This window comes from Klebsiella quasivariicola (genome assembly GCF_002269255.1).
Taxonomy (GTDB): domain Bacteria; phylum Pseudomonadota; class Gammaproteobacteria; order Enterobacterales; family Enterobacteriaceae; genus Klebsiella; species Klebsiella quasivariicola.
The window spans coordinates 1,932,719-1,948,520 of the sequence record NZ_CP022823.1 but is presented as its reverse complement, the minus strand read 5'-3'; the positions used below and the strand labels follow the sequence as shown (position 1 = coordinate 1,948,520).

At 56.4% G+C, this 15,802-nt stretch carries 16 protein-coding genes, 2 tRNA genes and 2 pseudogenes; 7 read left to right on the top strand and 13 right to left on the bottom strand.

All coding sequences use genetic code 11. The features are described 5' to 3' along the window. Positions 1-26: 26 nt before the first annotated feature. The 4 genes from B8P98_RS09740 to B8P98_RS32010 form a co-directional block, all read right to left on the bottom strand. Entirely contained in the window at positions 27-1,238 is a 1,212-nt protein-coding gene (locus B8P98_RS09740) for a hypothetical protein (protein ID WP_080897504.1), read from the bottom strand. Positions 1,239-1,556: 318 nt separating this feature from the next. Further along, positions 1,557-1,632: transfer RNA gene (locus B8P98_RS09735), tRNA-Asn, on the bottom strand. A gap of 127 nt (positions 1,633-1,759) precedes the next feature. Beyond that, positions 1,760-3,196, bottom strand: coding sequence for an EmmdR/YeeO family multidrug/toxin efflux MATE transporter (locus B8P98_RS09730; protein WP_025711169.1), 1,437 nt, complete (start codon positions 3,194-3,196; stop codon positions 1,760-1,762). An 8-nt stretch (positions 3,197-3,204) separates the two neighbouring features. Then, on the bottom strand, positions 3,205-3,384 hold the full coding sequence (locus B8P98_RS32010) for a DUF5951 family protein (RefSeq protein WP_219163281.1): 180 nt from the start codon (positions 3,382-3,384) through the stop codon (positions 3,205-3,207). A gap of 5 nt (positions 3,385-3,389) precedes the next feature. Here B8P98_RS32010 and B8P98_RS09725 point away from each other — a divergent pair. Beyond that, positions 3,390-3,465 (top strand) — tRNA-Asn (locus B8P98_RS09725). A 53-nt stretch (positions 3,466-3,518) separates the two neighbouring features. On the opposite strand, the pseudogene B8P98_RS30435 reads toward B8P98_RS09725, so the two are convergent. Further along, positions 3,519-3,596, bottom strand: a pseudogene (locus B8P98_RS30435) (type II toxin-antitoxin system PemK/MazF family toxin); the annotation flags it as partial. A 141-nt stretch (positions 3,597-3,737) separates the two neighbouring features. On the opposite strand from B8P98_RS30435, the gene B8P98_RS09720 reads away from it, so the two are divergent. After that, complete coding sequence (locus B8P98_RS09720) at positions 3,738-4,838, top strand: protein kinase family protein (RefSeq protein ID WP_095032931.1); 1,101 nt, start codon at positions 3,738-3,740, stop codon at positions 4,836-4,838. On the opposite strand, the gene B8P98_RS09715 is transcribed toward B8P98_RS09720, so the two are convergent. The 3 genes from B8P98_RS09715 to B8P98_RS09705 all read right to left on the bottom strand — a co-directional run bounded on the left by B8P98_RS09715 (position 4,835) and on the right by B8P98_RS09705 (position 7,602). Further along, positions 4,835-5,806 carry a sensor domain-containing diguanylate cyclase gene (locus B8P98_RS09715; protein WP_095032930.1) on the bottom strand — a complete coding sequence of 324 codons (972 nt, stop codon included), beginning with the start codon at positions 5,804-5,806 and terminating at the stop codon, positions 4,835-4,837. The two genes, B8P98_RS09720 and B8P98_RS09715, sit on opposite strands and share 4 nt — an antisense overlap. A 205-nt stretch (positions 5,807-6,011) precedes the next feature. Further along, positions 6,012-6,848 carry an alpha/beta fold hydrolase gene (locus tag B8P98_RS09710; protein WP_095032929.1) on the bottom strand — a complete coding sequence of 279 codons (837 nt, stop codon included), beginning with the start codon at positions 6,846-6,848 and terminating at the stop codon, positions 6,012-6,014. A 178-nt stretch (positions 6,849-7,026) separates the two neighbouring features. Continuing rightward, positions 7,027-7,602 (bottom strand): hypothetical protein, encoded by a 576-nt coding sequence (locus B8P98_RS09705; RefSeq protein WP_095032928.1) that lies wholly within the window; start codon positions 7,600-7,602, stop codon positions 7,027-7,029. Positions 7,603-7,733: 131 nt separating this feature from the next. Here B8P98_RS09705 and B8P98_RS09700 point away from each other — a divergent pair, with 131 nt between their 5' ends. After that, positions 7,734-8,648, top strand: a complete 915-nt coding sequence (locus B8P98_RS09700) for a LysR substrate-binding domain-containing protein (RefSeq protein ID WP_048330529.1) — start codon at positions 7,734-7,736, stop codon at positions 8,646-8,648. A gap of 5 nt (positions 8,649-8,653) precedes the next feature. On the opposite strand, the gene B8P98_RS09695 is transcribed toward B8P98_RS09700, so the two are convergent. Then, on the bottom strand, positions 8,654-8,989 hold the full coding sequence (locus B8P98_RS09695) for a DUF1869 domain-containing protein (RefSeq protein WP_095032927.1): 336 nt from the start codon (positions 8,987-8,989) through the stop codon (positions 8,654-8,656). Between the two features lie 6 nt (positions 8,990-8,995). After that, entirely contained in the window at positions 8,996-9,328 is a 333-nt protein-coding gene (locus B8P98_RS09690; RefSeq protein WP_080924881.1) for a DUF1971 domain-containing protein, read from the bottom strand. A 97-nt stretch (positions 9,329-9,425) separates the two neighbouring features. Here B8P98_RS09690 and B8P98_RS30780 point away from each other — a divergent pair. Further along, positions 9,426-9,532 (top strand): annotated as a pseudogene (locus B8P98_RS30780) (hypothetical protein). A gap of 16 nt (positions 9,533-9,548) precedes the next feature. Here the strand turns inward: B8P98_RS30780 and B8P98_RS09680 are convergent. After that, the gene (locus B8P98_RS09680; protein ID WP_080897501.1) at positions 9,549-11,459 is read right to left on the bottom strand and encodes a putative bifunctional diguanylate cyclase/phosphodiesterase; all 1,911 of its coding nucleotides are present in this window, start codon (positions 11,457-11,459) and stop codon (positions 9,549-9,551) included. A gap of 10 nt (positions 11,460-11,469) precedes the next feature. Then, positions 11,470-11,967, bottom strand: coding sequence for a putative pterin-binding protein (locus tag B8P98_RS09675; RefSeq protein WP_042929064.1), 498 nt, complete (start codon positions 11,965-11,967; stop codon positions 11,470-11,472). Positions 11,968-12,273: 306 nt separating this feature from the next. Between B8P98_RS09675 and shiA the strand changes: the two genes are divergently transcribed. Together shiA and B8P98_RS09660 are read left to right on the top strand one after the other, a co-directional pair. Next, entirely contained in the window at positions 12,274-13,593 is a 1,320-nt protein-coding gene (shiA, locus tag B8P98_RS09665) for a shikimate transporter (protein WP_025711180.1), read from the top strand. A 46-nt stretch (positions 13,594-13,639) separates the two neighbouring features. Then, the gene (locus B8P98_RS09660; RefSeq protein WP_025711181.1) at positions 13,640-14,380 is read left to right on the top strand and encodes a lipoyl protein ligase domain-containing protein; all 741 of its coding nucleotides are present in this window, start codon (positions 13,640-13,642) and stop codon (positions 14,378-14,380) included. On the opposite strand, the gene B8P98_RS09655 is transcribed toward B8P98_RS09660, so the two are convergent. Further along, complete coding sequence (locus tag B8P98_RS09655) at positions 14,340-15,296, bottom strand: LysR family transcriptional regulator (RefSeq protein ID WP_025711182.1); 957 nt, start codon at positions 15,294-15,296, stop codon at positions 14,340-14,342. The genes B8P98_RS09660 and B8P98_RS09655 overlap by 41 nt on opposite strands. Positions 15,297-15,411: 115 nt before the next feature. On the opposite strand from B8P98_RS09655, the gene B8P98_RS09650 reads away from it, so the two are divergent. Beyond that, positions 15,412-15,801 carry a tautomerase family protein gene (locus B8P98_RS09650; RefSeq protein ID WP_004175282.1) on the top strand — a complete coding sequence of 130 codons (390 nt, stop codon included), beginning with the start codon at positions 15,412-15,414 and terminating at the stop codon, positions 15,799-15,801. Position 15,802 lies beyond the last annotated feature (1 nt).

The window sequence follows — 15,802 nt, the reverse complement described above, 5'->3', positions numbered from 1 at the left end:
AGCGATATACCCACCGGCGAGCAGAGTCATTTGGCGCTGAAGATGCCCACTTTTATTTTGTAAGCCATAAGCCGGACAATATCATTCTGGGCCTTTGCAAGGCTATCTGCGGAAGAAGACTCGGTCGACTCATAGCCAATAATATCCTGGTTTTTGAGTATGGTGCGACCATTCATGCTCATCATTATTTTTCCCCTTAGGGTGGTCGTATATTCTGTTCCGCTGTAAACGGCATTTTCAGTATAAGTATAGGTGCTATTGACACAGCGGGTTTTCGTTTCACCGGTTTTCATTTTTTTCCCTTTGCCGTCGCGACTGAAAACAGGGACATCGTAACACTGCTGTGTGACGCCCTCTCTTTCTTCCGGCGCGGTCCGTCTGTAACTTCCGGATTCACGTTTGGCTTTGGTTAAGCGCAATGTAATAACAAAATTTGTACCGGTTTTTTGTGGGGCATTGGGATAGTCGAAGACATAGTGACACATACAGCTGACTTCCAGAGGGTAAGGAAGCACTTTATTCCTGTCGCTAGCTTCTTTTTTGCGTTCATCGAGTGATTTTTCCGCGTAATAGTGACGAAGTCCGGGAATAACGCCTTCCCTCAATACATCTTTACCCGCGATAGCCCTGTCCCCGGCATTTTTTAAAATAATATGATTGGTAGCATTTTCATAAGCCGTTTGCAGATCGTGATTAAGACCTTTACGCCCCGGGCTGTAACGATAAGTTGCAAGCAGGTCATGGAGCTTCACTGTTTTATTTTTTTCTTTTTGCGCCAGTTGATAAAAAGCCTCTCCCGCCAGGTCCCTTCCTTTTTGCTCGTAAGCCGTGGATGGGTAAGATTCAGGATGAATCTGCGCTTTCATTTCTGCCGTCATTAAGGGCATGACGCGGCGCATCTCCGGCATCCAGCAGGCATAGCTTTCGCCTTTTTGCCAAATATCATTAATACTAGATTGTGCATGAATATATTTAAGATTAATTATAATTTTATTGTAATTATCGACATAGGCCTGCAATACTTTGGCTTGCAGACCGGTACTCCCCTTAGCCTGTGCGATTGCCAGGGCTCCCTTCAGGTAATCAAGGCTGTCACAATAGGAAGAAGAATATGAATTCTTATTTGCCAGATAGGAAGCGCTCTCCAGGTTACGGTTGATTTTACCTCGCGAAGTCCATGCACAGGCGCTTAATAAGAGTGTAGATATCAATACTATAATAAAGTATTTACTTTTCATCGTTATTTCCATTAACAAAAAAGAGTGTAGTGAATAATCAGATCGGAGTTCCATTCGCATCTTATTATACGATCCCGTGCGGCAATGGAAACGGTATTTTAGAGAAGTGAGTGTGTGTTCTGCATTGATGATGGATAATTATATGACAAGCTTTATTGAAACAGAGAAATGTATACAAAGGAAAATGCTGTGTTCCCCGCTGGGAAGCGTCAGGATGGGCCAGACGAACGGCCCGGTGATGACTTTAGATCTTCGTCCACAGAGAAGCGTGGCGGGCAGAAAAGCAAAAAGCCTGCTCGAAAGCAGGCTTCTTAAATTTGGCTCCTCTGACTGGACTCGAACCAGTGACATACGGATTAACAGTCCGCCGTTCTACCGACTGAACTACAGAGGAATCGTGTGAACGGGGCGCATAGTAACGATGACGCCCGGTCCTGTCAAAGCCTGTTTTTAATAAAATGAATCGTTTGCCGAATTATTCTTCACTTTGCGCAAAAAATGGCGTTTATCCGGCAAGAGACTCAGTTTTTTTCTGGCGAAGCCTTCACGCGCGGGTACTTCCACAGCCAGCGCCCGCTCACCATGCGGAAGTAAAACAACACGCCGCGCACTGCCCAGTCGAGCACCATCCCCAACCAGACGCCGATCACCCCCATCCCCAGCACGATACCGAGCGTATAGCCCGCCACCACCCGGCAGCCCCACATGCCAAGCATCGACACCCACATGGTATAGCGTACGTCGCGCGCGCCTTTAAAGGCGCAAGGTAAGGTCCACGACAGCGACCAGATCGGCATAAACAGCGCATTGAGCCACAAAAGCTGTTTCACCACCTCTTTTACGTCTTCTTCATGGGTATAGAACGAGGCAATAAAGCCGGCGAAGGGGGCGCTGCCCCAGGCAATTAGCGTCAGAATGATCGTCGACAGCCAGAATACGTGCCAGGCCTGAAATTCAGCCTGGCCAATCTGCCCTTTCCCCAGCCGCTTGCCGGTAATAATTGTCGAGGCAGATCCAAGGGCGTTGCCCGGCAGGTTAATCAGCGAAGCCACCGAAAAGGCGATAAAGTTGCCGGCGATAACGTTGGTGCCCATCCCGGCGACAAACATCTGGGTCAGCAGTTTACCGCCATTGAACAGTACCGATTCGATACTGGCCGGAATGCCGATCCCCATCACCTCCCAGATAATGGCGAAGTTAAAGGGTTTAAAGTAGCCTTTCAGCGACAGTCGTAACGCCGGGTTGAGCCCCACCATCAGCACCCAGATCGTGGCTATCGCGCCAATATAGCGGGCAATGGTCAGCCCAAGCCCGGCGCCGACAAAGCCCAGCCCCGGCCAGGAGAAGATGCCGTAGATGAGCACGCTGCTGATTAAGATATTGAGGATATTCATCCCGCCGTTGATCAGCAGCGGGATTTTAGTGGTTCCGGCGCCGCGCAGCGCCCCGCTACCGATCAGCGCAATCGCCGCCGCCGGGTAGCTCAGCGCCGTCAGCTCCAGATAGGTCAGCGCCAGGTCCTTAACCTGGGCGGTGGCGTCGCCGGCGACAAAATCAATAATCTCCTGGCCAAAGGCATGGATCACCCCCGCCAGCAAAATCGAAAACAGGGTCATAATGGCCAGCGACTGGCGCGCGGCCGCCCTCGCCCGTCGCCGATCGCGCTTGCCGAGGCTAAAGGCCACCACCACCGTGGTGCCGAGATCGATGGCGGCAAAGAACGACATAATCACCATGTTGAAGCTATCGGCCAGACCTACCCCGGCCATGGCCTCTTTTCCCAGCCAGCTGACAAGGAAGGTACTCAATACCCCCATCAACAGCACACAGGCATTTTCCAGCAGAATGGGCACAGCGAGAGGGCTAATTTCGCGCCAGTACAGCACACGATAACGCTGACGTTTTTTAAACCAGGGTGTCCGTTCGACGGCCTGGCGTACGGCGGAGGTGACGTTCAAGAGAGACCTTAGTGAGAGATGTTGAAACAACATTTCAAATGATGATTGAGAAATGGGTATCCTGCAAAGTATTTTTCCTGAATAATTGTCGGAAATGACAACAAATTGTTGATGGAAGCGGCAGTTGCACCTGAACAGGCGAATTGATGTTTGACAAAAGATTTTTCGCCGCTAAGATACGACTCCACACGATTCCTCTGTAGTTCAGTCGGTAGAACGGCGGACTGTTAATCCGTATGTCACTGGTTCGAGTCCAGTCAGAGGAGCCACATTTAAAAAGCCTGCTTTCGAGCAGGCTTTTTGCTTTTTTGCGTCGCTGACGTTAACTCAGAATCGCATCCAGCCTGGCATCGATAACGGCGTCAGGTATGCGTTCCAGACGCTTGCCGTTCCGGGCCGCCGCCCTACGCCCCGAATCTCCTCCGTGAACGCAGCCCAGCTCAGCCTGAAAAAGCCCCCGCCAGTAGGATGAATTCACCGCCGCTTGCGGGTGAGATAGCGTGGATTATCCACGCTGTCTAACGTTATACCCGGAGGCACCATGAACCTCAGACAACAGCAACAGCAGGCGTTCGATCGCAGCGGAGACCCCCTTATCGTTGGCGACGTCAGCCACTGCCCGCTGCCACCAGAAACCCTCGCCGCGCTGGGCCCCGATTCACCCTATGTGGTGCAGGTATACGGCTCGGGACTGACCGGCGAGGTTTACCGGCTGCGCATCGCTGGCAAGGAGTACAATTTAAAAAAACGACGCGCCGTCGCCGGCGTCGCCAACCTCAACGGCCAGCTGTCGTTTTTAAATGAAGTGCAGTGCCGGCAGGCGTTGCAGCGGCTGAAGGATAACCCGGTCACCGCCCCGCGCTTCACCCACATTGTTCCGACGCTGTATGCCGATTATCGCCTCGGCATCCTGCTCTCACCGTGGCTCGATGGCGAGCTGATCCACCAGCTGACCCCGACGTTGATCGCCCAGCTATTTACGACCCTGGAAGCCTGTGAGGAAAAGGGGCTGATGGAGTGGGATCTCTGTCGTGGAAATCTGCTGGTGGACTGTCAGGAGCAGCTGTGGCTGTTCGATTTTGGCTATATGTATCCCTTCGATCCGCTCAGGGAATTCAACAGCAACGGTCTGGCCGATCCGCTGTTTCACTTTGTCGAGCGCTTTGAGACCCGTTTCTTTTTTGGCTGGCTGATGACCCAGGTCCCCGACGCGGAGCAGCAGCTGGCGCACTATCGCGATCTGAAGCGGCTGGCGCTCGAAAGCTACCGGCGCAAGCTCGCCTGGCTCCGCGCCCGGCGGGCCGCTCCGCAGGTGCAGGCCCATTTTCAGCAGATAACGGCGCGCTGGGCGTCGGCGCTGGCGGACCCAGCCGCGCTGAGCCGGTTATTTGCCGTTGAGGCCTTCCGCTCCCACGTGCTGGATATCGAAGACGATCTGCATGGCCAGTCGTGTACCTTACTCACCCTGCAACGCATCGACTGGGTGCTAAACCAGCTGGAGCAGCATTATCGCTTTATCGCTGACGAAGGCGGTCTGTTTTACGACAACGAAGGGAAATCACAGCAGGCGCTGCTCAGCAGCTATGCACAGAAGCGGCAGCAGGCACAGCGGTATCTGCAAAACGCCTCCACGCCAGGTTAGCGACGTTCGCGCCCCTGTTTCTGCTTTGCCTGGTACATCAGGCGGTCGGCGGTGGCCACCAGCGCGTTAAGATTGGGGTGAGTGGCGGGATCGTACTCAACGCAGCCCCAGGAGAAAGCCAGCTGCCAGGGATGAGCCGCCTGCTGGTTAAAACGGGCCACATTCTGGCTCAGTGTCTCCATTGCTGTTGCGGCATCGTGGCGGCCGGTATTGGCGAACAGAATAATAAACTCATCGCCCCCCTGCCTGGCGAGAATATCGGACTCGCGGAAGGCCGCTTTCATCAGATCGGCGATGGCGATCAGCGCGCGATCGCCCTCTTCATGCCCCCAGGTATCATTGATATGTTTGAAGCGGTCGAGGTCGACAAACGCCAGACTCATCGGCTCATGGCGGCGCTGAGCGGTCAGCAGGGCATACTCTGCCAGGGTGAGGAATCCCCGACGATTAAATAACCCTGTGAGTTCATCTGAGGTTGCCGCATCCAGCACCTTAAACTCATCCTCCACGATCGCCGCCAGATCGCTTAAGATCTGGATTTCATGGGCGGAAAACGAACGCGGCTGATGATCCATCAGACAGAAAGACCCCACGGTGGCACCATCCGGTAGTTGTACCGGATAGCCGGCATAAAAGCGGATAAACGGGGCCTGGATCACCAGCGGATTATCATGAAAGCGCACGTCCTGCTGCATGTCGTTGACGATAAGCGGGTCGGTTTGCAGAATGGTATGGGCGCAAAATGATATATCTCTCGGCACCGTGTCCACATCCAGACCGGCACAGGATTTGATATGCAGCAGATCTTCCCCCACCAGACTAATGGAGGCGACAGGCAGGTTGTACAGCGAACGAGCAAGCCTGGTCAGGCGATCGAAACGTTCTTCTTTTCCGCTATTCAACAGCCCGGAGGAGCGAAGCGATTGCAGGCGACGCTGCTCGTCGGGATGAAGGCCGGCTAATTTCATTGTCTCTCTCTTGTCTCTTGCGCAGAATTCTGCCGGGTTTCCACAGAGAAACCCGGCGTTTTATCCTGCCAGGGGGAAATTGTCGTCAGGTATCCCATGAGTTAAGCAGATTTCCCCTGCTCGTCAACCAGCGCGCCCCGGCGACTGGCGACCAGGGCGCTGGCGGAATGCCATTAACGGCACTCTGCCCGGCAAAAGGGGAAGATCAGGCGCGGATAAACGCCAGCAGATCGGCGTTGATGGTATCGGCGTGAGAGGTGTGCATCCCGTGCGGGAAGCCAGGATAAATGATTAGCTGGCTGTTCGGCAGCAGTTTGTCCTGCAGAATGGCTGCATTTTTATAGGGAACCACCTGGTCGTCATCCCCCTGCATCACCAGCACCGGCAAGGTGATCGACTTAAGGTCTTCCGTCTGGTCAGTCTCTGAAAACGCCTTGATACCTTCATAATGGGCCTTGGCGCTGCCGATCATTCCCTGTCGCCACCAGTTCTGGATCGTCCCCTGCGACACTTCTGCCCCGTCACGATTGAAGCCATAGAACGGGCCAGAGGCGACGTCGAGATAGAACTGGGCGCGGTTCGCCGCCAGCGCTTTGCGGAAACCATCAAACACCTCGATCGGCGTACCGCCCGGATTCTGCTCGGTTTTCACCATCAGCGGCGGGACGGCGCTAATTAACACCGCTTTCGCCACCCGCCCCTGCGGCTGGCCGTAGCGGGCGACGTAGCGGGCAACCTGGCCGCCGCCAGTGGAGTGCCCGACGTGGACCGCATTGTACAGATCCAGATGTTCCACCACCGCCGAAACGTCCGCCGCGTAATGGTCCATATCGTGCCCCTCGCTAACCTGATCGGAGCGGCCATGACCCCGACGGTCGATAGCGATGACCCGAAAACCTTCGGCAAGGAAAAACAACATCTGGTTATCCCAGTCGTCGGCGCTCAAGGGCCAGCCGTGATGAAAGACAATCGGCTGAGCTTCCTTTGGACCCCAGTCTTTGAAGTAAATGTTGACGCCGTCTTGGGTGGTGACAAATGCCATGTTACAGACTCCTCTTTCAGGATAACCAGCCTGCAGGCCCGTGCCTGGGCTGAACGCCGACGGCGGCCGGCAGGAGTGCCGACCGCACAGGAATGTGATGCCTGTAACAGTGTAGAAGAAATTTGTCACCACGCCGGGTGACTTACCCCGTCTCGTTTCATTTGCCTCCCGGACTCACTTACGCCGCACTCTCCAGCTGCCTGATGCGCACGATCAGCGCGCCGAGCAGCGACAGGTCCAGCAGCACGGCGAAGGCGAAGCACACGCCGCTGCGCCCGGCCCCGGCAGTGTGTTGGGCCAATAGCGTCGCCGCGATGACAACGACCACGCTCAGCAGCGTTGCGCCACCGAGTCTGGGCCCACACTGCATCGACCGTCCCGCCGCAATCCGCCAGGCGACAGCCGCCCCCGCCCCGCCGCACGCCACGCCCGGCAGCATGGCGGACCAGTCCTGCCCGCCATACCAGGCCACCAGCGCCAGCAGCCAGCCGGCCGCCGACAGCAGAAAGGCCCAGCGCGTCGCCGCCAGGGGCGAGCGATAAAGCCAGGAATGCCCGCGTGTGGATCCCCACCCGGCGCCGCAGGCGGCGCTCAGTGCCGTCAGCAGACTCAGCGTGCCGGTCACGCCGATAACGGGAACCATGTTTAACAGCAAGGCTCCGGCGGCAAAAGCCACGCTCAGGGCGATGGCGCGGCCACGCGGCTCGATAATCCCCGCCGCGTCCGCGGCGGTGTAGCGGCTTACAACGTGCATAATTGACTCCTGACAGGCGAAGCAGCATGAATTTAATTCATGCCACTGTCTTTACATGCCCGTAGCCTAGCGCCACTATATTGCCTTACACAAACGCATAGTTTTCAGCCATAGATGAGAAAAACTCAGCCATGAGAACACCCCGTCTACCGCCGCTGGGGGCGCTGCGCGCCTTTCATGCCGTCGCCCGCCACCGCAGTTTTAAACAGGCCGCCGGGGCGCTCGGCGTCAGCGCGACGGCGGTCAGCCATCAGATTAAACTGCTGGAGTCGGTGCTGGAGTGCCGGGTGTGCGAACGCAGCGCACAGGGCGTTAGTCTGACTGCGGATGGCGAGATCCTCTACGCCGCCACGCAGCGCGCTTTTAGCGCCCTGGAACAGGCCGTCGTCCAGATCGCTCATGCCCGTCAGCCACCATCCTTAACCGTCACCACCACCTCCAATTTTCTCACCCACTGGCTGGTGCCACGGCTGGCGGACTTTACCGCTCGCTTTCCGGCTATCGACCTGCGTCTGCACACCAGCGTCGAACGGGTGGATCTACAGTTGGGTACCGTGGACGCCGCGATTCGCTATCGTGAAACGCCGGAACCAGACCTGTGCTGTACGCTGCTGTATGAGGATCGTTTTATCGTGGTCGCCAGCCCGTCCCTGGGCCTCGCCCGGCCTGAAGATCTGCAGCGGGTGACGCTGTTTCACGTCGCCAACCGCCGCGTGCCGGCCGACTCGCCAAACTGGGAGAACTGGCGCCGCCGCTATGGGCCGTCGACGCTGAATATTGATGCGGGGTTAACCTTTAGCGATGAGACCCATGCCCTGCAGGCGGCGGTGGCCGGCCAGGGGGTGGTGATCGCCAGCGAACTGCTGGCACGGGATCTGCTGCAGCGCGGGGTATTGTCCGCGCCGTTTTCCTGCGCATTACCGGGCGCCTGCTACTACCTGGTCACCACCGAGTCAGTGGCGCAGCGCGCGGATATTATCGATCTACGGGAGTGGCTGGTCGACCAGATGGCATTAGGTGACGGTCGCCATCCGGCGGAAGAGTAGCGGGCTTACCAGCCGCAAACGTTGGTCTCTTCATCGGACTCGTAGCCGCGAACGATATTGATCAGATCCTTCACCGTATCAGCGGCGGTGAACGGGTCGCGCAGCGCCGCCAGCGAGGAAAAGGTTTTATCAACCGAGACGCCGTTATTATTATTGGTGACGGTCAATACCCACTCTCCTTGTTCATTGCCACCCGGCAGGTCATTCAGCAGACTATTAACGGCCTCCACTGCCTGCTGCGGAATATACAGCGCCATCGGTTTGAGGAATATTTTTTCACGCTTCTGGTGTAGCTGGCAGTTTTCCAGCGCTAAAGCATAGCCTTTATTTTCACTGGTCATCTCTTTTTATCCCTCTATGAGTATTTGCGGATCAACGTAAAAGTCGACATTAAACACCGTGTCTTCGGTGAGCGCCTCAATACAGTGCCATTTTTCCGGCGGAAAGACGCCAAACTGTCCAGCTTCAATGGTCAGGGTTTCCACAGGATCGGGGCTGGTTTCATCGGCATAGCCGAGATAGCGGATCGCCCCCTGCATCACCGAAAGACGAGGGTAAACCCCCTGTCGGGTGCCGGCATCCAGATGGCGGCGCCAGATAGAGGCCGGGGCGGTCTCTTTGGTCCACAGCGGCGTGCTGCGGGTGTGAACGTAATGGGTGGGAATAATGATTCGCTGCATGATGGTGCCTCACTTTACCGCCGCAAACGAGGCGGTCAGAAATAGCCTATATGATGCATATCATATACCTCTTTTAAACGTTGAGGATATTATTTTATTGTCGAATTTTACCCCTACCCCTTTTTATACCCCTCAGGGATTAGCGACACGTTTAAATAAAAAAGCGATTTCAGGATCCTGAAATCACCCGGAATAATAATATAAACGTGTTCGGGAGTTGCTAGCGCAGTGGACTTGGCTTACCGATTAAATACCCCTGGACCAGATCACACCCCAGCGCCTGCAGCGAGGTCAACTGTTCTTCGGTTTCCACGCCTTCCGCCACAATACGCATATGCAGGCTCTTTCCCATACTGATAATCAGACGAACGATATCGAGATCGTCTTTTTGCGCCGGAATATTAATAACAAACGAGCGATCGATTTTAATTTTGTCGAACGGGAAGTAGCTTAGGCGCGACAGGGAGGAATAACCGGTTCCAAAGTCATCAATGGAGATCTGAATGCCCTGCTCACGCAGCTGGCTGAGAATTTCCAGCGAGCGGGTGTTCTCGTTGAAGACATCGGATTCGGTGATCTCCAGATCCAGGCGTCGCGGATCGAGGCCGGTTTGCTGCAGCACACTGATAATGGTGTCAGTCAGCGAGGTGTTCATCAGCTGAATAGGTGAAACGTTAACCGAGACCTTGAGCGGCGTCGCCCAGCTGGCCGCTTCGGCACAGGCGGTCTTCAGTACCCACTCACCAAGGGCATTAATCAGGCCGATTTTCTCTGCCACCGGAATAAATACCGTCGGCGGCACGGCGCCGCGTACCGGATGAAACCAGCGAACCAGCGCTTCATAACCATAGATTTCGCGGGTAACGGTATCGGCGATCGGCTGGTAGTAAACTTTGAATTCGTCATGGGCCAACGCGAGCAGCAGATCGTCTTCGAACGATTTATTCTCCTGCAAACGTTGCAGCATCCCGGGTCGGAAAATTTGCACATGCCCGCTGCCCTCTTTTTTCGCCTCATACAGCGCGAGGTCGGCACATTTGTACAAATAATCGGTACGGCTTTCGCCGTCTGAAATCACGATCCCAATGCAGGCGTCGATATTAATTTGCGCATCATAGATCTGATAGGGCTGGCTGATTTTTTCGCGGATAACATTGGCCCGCTCAAGGGCCATCTCTTCGGTCAGATCGTAAGAGAGCATCGCGAACTCATCCCCGCCGAGGCGATACAGCGTCTCGGTGGTTTTACGAAAAAAGGAGAGACGACTGGCCAGATCCTGCAGCAGCTTATCGCCAGCATCATGGCCGAGGGTGTCGTTCACATCCTTAAAGCTGTCGAGGTCGAAAAGCATCACCACGGCGGATCCCTTATAAGGACGCACCTGATTGACGATCTCCTGCAGTCGTTGCCAGAAAGAGAGGCGGTTGGGCATGCCGGTTAGTGAATCATGGTAGGCATCGTACTGGAGACGGCGGTTCTGCACCTGCAGCTTCTCTTTTGAGATCTGCAGATCGTTGGCCAGGGTCTTCATACGAACATGGGCGCGACGCAGGTTATTATTCTGCCGCAGCATCAGCAAACCCAGGGTAATACACATGGCGATCAGCAGAATGGAGATCACCGAGTAGATATAATAGAGATGCTGAATTTTATCATGCGTGACATTAACGATATTAATATCTTGCGTCAGCGTGGCGGCGGCCATTGAGGTCAGGGGGCCATCCAGTTCACTCAACACCGGCAGGATCTGTTTGACCTGCTCCGGCGTCATGGTATCAACTTGTTTATCAAGCAGATGAAGATTACGAATCAGCGTCGCGACCACCGCCTTCCGCTGTTCGCTTTTATTAATAAATTTACCCAGATCGCCCTGCTGCAGGAGTTCGATCTGGCTCATCATGATCTCCAGGCGCAGGCGCACCTCATCGTGGTCCGCCCCTTCGGCCCCGATCGCCATTCCCGCCAGACGAGACTCCAGTCGCATATATTCCGACACCATCTGCGACATTGACCAGGAGTCTGTATAGCGGGTAAATTTTTGCAACTCACTTTGTCGCTCATGCACCAGATAGGTAATATATCCGGTAACAATAAATAACGACAAAATAATAGCCGTGAGTATTCGATTCAAGATCCAACCCTTATTCTATAATAATCTTTGAAACTTGCCAGGCCGATCGGGAATAATAGATCTGGTTCTGTAATTCAGCACTACTGTCGTAAGGGTAGACGATAAATAATGGGCCTTTATCTCGAATACGCATATATTCGCCGTTCATTTTTAACGCCATAATGACCGGGAATTTATAAAAATCATCCATCGGGATAATGGTCGTGTAGTCGTTCAGCGCCAGCACGCGAGCAGATGTGCCTTTCGCGCCGACTAAATCCATGAGTTTATTAAGGGGAATGCCGTCAAAACGGACCTTACCGGTGTACCAGGGGGTGGTGGTTTCCACCGTCTTCATCCCCAGTTTTTCCAGCATTGCGAGATCAAAAACGGCCTTGTCACCGACGTTTGTATTTCCGATTTTTCCGGAAATGGTCAGCACAGGTTTTCCTGTCGGCGCAGGCAGTTTTTCAGCGTAAGCAGAAGGTAACATCACAGAACAAAATAAAACTGCAAGAAGTAAACGCATTTAACTCACCATTCCAGAGAAGGAGACGTGTTAAGTGTAAACCATTTACGTCAATTCTTAAAAGATGTCCCTCTTTGCTATCCGTTGATTTAATTAAAAGTATAAGCTGGTGGACAAATTGCCAGAATGTTTACCACAGGTTGTGATTTCGCCCGCCATTCCAGTCGCTTATTTTTTGCACCATTCTGTTTTTTGCCATGCAAATCGCTTTCCTGAACCGGCACGGCACGGTAGTCTCAGGACAGGCGCCAGGGTAAAAGCGTCTCATTCCAATAACGACAAATTACGTGACTGACAGGACAGGGTATGGATTCAACAATAAGCGTGCAGCCCGCCGAGCCAGCGGATGCACTGCATCGCGCCCGTCGGGCGGCATGGGGCAGTTTTGCCGGCGCCGTGGTCGACTGGTACGATTTTCTTCTCTATGGCATTACCGCCGCGCTGGTATTCAACCGCGAGTTTTTCCCGCAGATTGGTCCGGCGATGGGGACGCTGGCGGCGTTCGCGACCTTTGGCGTCGGGTTTCTCTTCCGCCCGCTCGGCGGCATCATCTTTGGTCATTTTGGCGACCGTCTCGGGCGCAAACGGATGCTGATGATGACCGTCTGGATGATGGGCATCGCCACCGCCTGTATTGGCCTGCTCCCCTCGTTCAATCAGATTGGCTGGTGGGCGCCGGTGCTGCTGGTGTTCCTGCGGGCAGTGCAGGGATTTGCCGTCGGCGGCGAATGGGGCGGCGCCGCGCTGCTCTCCGTCGAAAATGCGCCGAAAGGGAAAAAAGCCTTTTACAGCAGCGGGGTGCAGGTGGGTTACGGCGTCGGCCTGCTGCTCTCCACCGGACTGGTATCGCTGATCAGCAGCCTGACCACCGACGAGCAGTTCCTCAACTGGGGCTGGCGCTTACCGTTCCTGTTCAGCGTGGTGCTGGTCCTTATTGCGCTGTGGATCCGTAACGGCATGGCGGAATCGCAGGAATTTGAAGCGCAGCAGAGCCAGGCCAACCTTCAGCCGGAGAAAAAGCGACTACCGGTGGTGGAAGCCCTGCTTCGCCATCCGGGAGCGTTTTTACTGATTATCGCCCTGCGGCTGTGCGAACTGCTGACGATGTATATCGTCACCGCCTTCGCCCTCAACTATTCCACGCAAAACCTCGGCCTGTCGCGCGAGCTGTTTCTCAACATCGGCCTGCTGGTGGGCGGTCTTAGCTGCCTGACTATCCCCTGCTTCGCCTGGCTGGCAGACCGCTTTGGTCGCCGACGGATCTATATCACCGGCGCGCTGATCGGCACGCTGAGCGGTTTTCCGTTCTTTATGGCGCTGGAGAGTCAGTCTGTTTTCTGGATCCTGTTCTTCGCCCTGATGCTGGCCAATATCGCCCATGATATGGTGGTCTGCGTCCAGCAGCCGATGTTTACCGAGCTGTTCGGCGCCAGCTATCGCTATAGCGGCGCCGGCGTCGGCTACCAGGTGGCGAGCGTGGTCGGCGGCGGTTTTACGCCGTTTATCGCCGCGGCGCTGGTCACCTTCTCCGGCGGTTCATGGCACAGCGTGGCCCTCTATCTGACCGCGGGATGCCTGCTGTCGGCGCTCACCGCCCTGCTGATGAAAAAACAGACCGTCCACTGACCCACAAGCGGAGGGCGTGACCCGCGCCCTCCGGTAAGGAGAATGCATGTCTCTGTTATCGCTGGCCGACTGCTGGCCTCGCCGTTTTACCCCCTCCTCGCTGGCGCTGCAGTTTTGCGAGGACCCCACCCAGGCGGAACAGCCGCTGTTTGCCAAAGCCTGCGCCGGGGAAGCCGTCGCCCAGCTCTGGCAGGCACCGCAGGGATTTGTGGTGCCGGGGAGCTATCGTCAGTTTGCGGATCTGCCGGCGGTCAGCGCGCATTTTGCCGCGCGCGGCTGGCCGGTATGGCTCCGCCGCTCCGGGGGCGGTCTGGTACCCCAGGGGCCGGGTATTATCAACCTTAGCCTCGCCTGGCCGGTGCAGCAGCCGCTCGGCGAGGCCGCCGAACCTATCTATCACTCGCTGTGCGCTGTGCTGCAGCGTACCCTGGCGCGCTTCGGCGTTGCCAGCCACGCCCGGGCGGTAAACGGTTCCTTTTGCGATGGCCGGTACAACCTCGCCTGCGGAGAGGGCGAGGCGGCGCGCAAGATTGTTGGCACCGCCCAGTACTGGCGGCCGCTGGCGGCAGGCCGCGGCCATGTCGTGCTGGCCCATGCGGTGATCCTTATTGACGCTGATCTTACCGCGGCGCATCAGGCGGCAAACGCCTTCGAAGCGCAGCTCGGCAGCGAGCGGGTCTATTGCGCCGACAAAACCATCACCCTCGCACAACGGCTTCCCGGCGAGCGCCATCTGCTTCCCCGCTTTAGCGAGGCGCTGGCGCGGGAGCTGGACGCGGCTCGCTGAAGGTCGCTTTCAGGTAGCGGCTGAAGGTTTCCACCGCGCGCGACACGCGCGGGGTATAGGGCCGGATGACGTACAGCTTATCGGCAAACACCTCCACCGGCTGCCACGCCGGCAGCAGCTCCTGCACCAGCCCGCGACCGATGGCCTCCCGGGCGCTGAAATCCGGCAGCAGCGCCACCCCCAGCCCCGCCAGCACCGCATCACGTAGCGACTCGCTGTTATTCGTAGCGAACGGCCCCTGCACGTTGATCGTCACCCGTGCATCGGGCGTCTGGCGGGAGGTGAACGTCCACTGCGGGCGCTGTGGCCCGCGGGGATAGGTCAGGCACTGGTGGTGGCGCAGATCGTCGGGGGTCTCCGGGCGGCCATGGCGGCGAATATAGTCGGCGGACGCCACGATCAGCGTCGCAGTGTGACACAGCGGCCAGGCGACGTGGGTGTCCGGGAACGCCTCGCGCCGACAGTGGCGGATGGCAAGATCGAACCCTTCGCTGGCCAGAGAGACCAGCCGGTCGGTCACCTCCAGCTGCAAATGCAGCTGGGGATGCTGATGCAAAAACGGCGCGATCGCCGGGACCAGCTGCTGGCGGGAAAAGGCCACCGGCGCGGTCAGGCGCAGCGTTCCCCGCAGCGGCCCGCCCTCATCGCAGGCGACGGTGAAAATATCCCGCAACTGACCAAACGGCTCGTTGAGTTCCGCCACCAGCCGCAGTCCGTCGTCGCTGAGGCTCACGCTGCGGGTGGTGCGATGGACGAGGGTTTTACCGATCACCCGCTCCAGCTCGCTGATTTTCTGGCTGATAGCCGACTTGCTGATCCCCAGCTTTTCCGCGGCCCGGGTATAGCTTTTTTGTTCTTCCAGCACCGTCAGCCAGTACAGATGGAGCCAGTAACTCTCCGGACGACTCTCGCTCATGTGATTGTTCACCAGTAAAAACAATGTATTCAACTATAGCGGTTTTTGCCGACGGCGGCATCGGCTAGCATCTTGTTGAGCCCATCATTATTCCCTAACGATAAGGAGCACCTGCATGCCATTACTGACATTTGACCTGATTGAAGGCCGTACGGAACAGGAGGTCAAAACCCTGCTGGATGCCGCCCATCGCGCCGTGCTACGCGCCTTCGAGGTACCAGAACGCGACCGTTACCAGATTGTTCATGAAAACAAAGCCCACCATATGGTGATTGAAGATACCGGCCTCGGACTGACCCGCACGCGGGATCTGGTGGTGGTGCGGGTCTATACCAGCCCGCGCAGCGAGGCGCAGAAGCAGCGCTTCTTCGCCATTTTGCAGGAGGAGCTGGCGGAACACTGCGGCCTGAGCGGCGATGATCTGATGGTGTCGATTATCAGTAACCAGAAAGGCGACTGGAGCTTTGGCCGCGGGGTCGCGCAGTATCTTACCGGCGATCTGTAAT

Coding starts and splice junctions, on each gene's coding strand:
- B8P98_RS09740 (WP_080897504.1), bottom strand. CDS start 1,238: ATGAAAAGTAAATACTTTATTATAGTATTGATATCTACACTCTTATTA.
- B8P98_RS09720 (WP_095032931.1), top strand. CDS start 3,738: ATGAACCTCAGACAACAGCAACAGCAGGCGTTCGATCGCAGCGGAGAC.
- B8P98_RS09715 (WP_095032930.1), bottom strand. CDS start 5,806: ATGAAATTAGCCGGCCTTCATCCCGACGAGCAGCGTCGCCTGCAATCG.
- B8P98_RS09710 (WP_095032929.1), bottom strand. CDS start 6,848: ATGGCATTTGTCACCACCCAAGACGGCGTCAACATTTACTTCAAAGAC.
- B8P98_RS09705 (WP_095032928.1), bottom strand. CDS start 7,602: ATGCACGTTGTAAGCCGCTACACCGCCGCGGACGCGGCGGGGATTATC.
- B8P98_RS09700 (WP_048330529.1), top strand. CDS start 7,734: ATGAGAACACCCCGTCTACCGCCGCTGGGGGCGCTGCGCGCCTTTCAT.
- B8P98_RS09695 (WP_095032927.1), bottom strand. CDS start 8,989: ATGACCAGTGAAAATAAAGGCTATGCTTTAGCGCTGGAAAACTGCCAG.
- B8P98_RS09690 (WP_080924881.1), bottom strand. CDS start 9,328: ATGCAGCGAATCATTATTCCCACCCATTACGTTCACACCCGCAGCACG.
- B8P98_RS09675 (WP_042929064.1), bottom strand. CDS start 11,967: ATGCGTTTACTTCTTGCAGTTTTATTTTGTTCTGTGATGTTACCTTCT.
- shiA (WP_025711180.1), top strand. CDS start 12,274: ATGGATTCAACAATAAGCGTGCAGCCCGCCGAGCCAGCGGATGCACTG.
- B8P98_RS09660 (WP_025711181.1), top strand. CDS start 13,640: ATGTCTCTGTTATCGCTGGCCGACTGCTGGCCTCGCCGTTTTACCCCC.
- B8P98_RS09655 (WP_025711182.1), bottom strand. CDS start 15,296: ATGAGCGAGAGTCGTCCGGAGAGTTACTGGCTCCATCTGTACTGGCTG.
- B8P98_RS09650 (WP_004175282.1), top strand. CDS start 15,412: ATGCCATTACTGACATTTGACCTGATTGAAGGCCGTACGGAACAGGAG.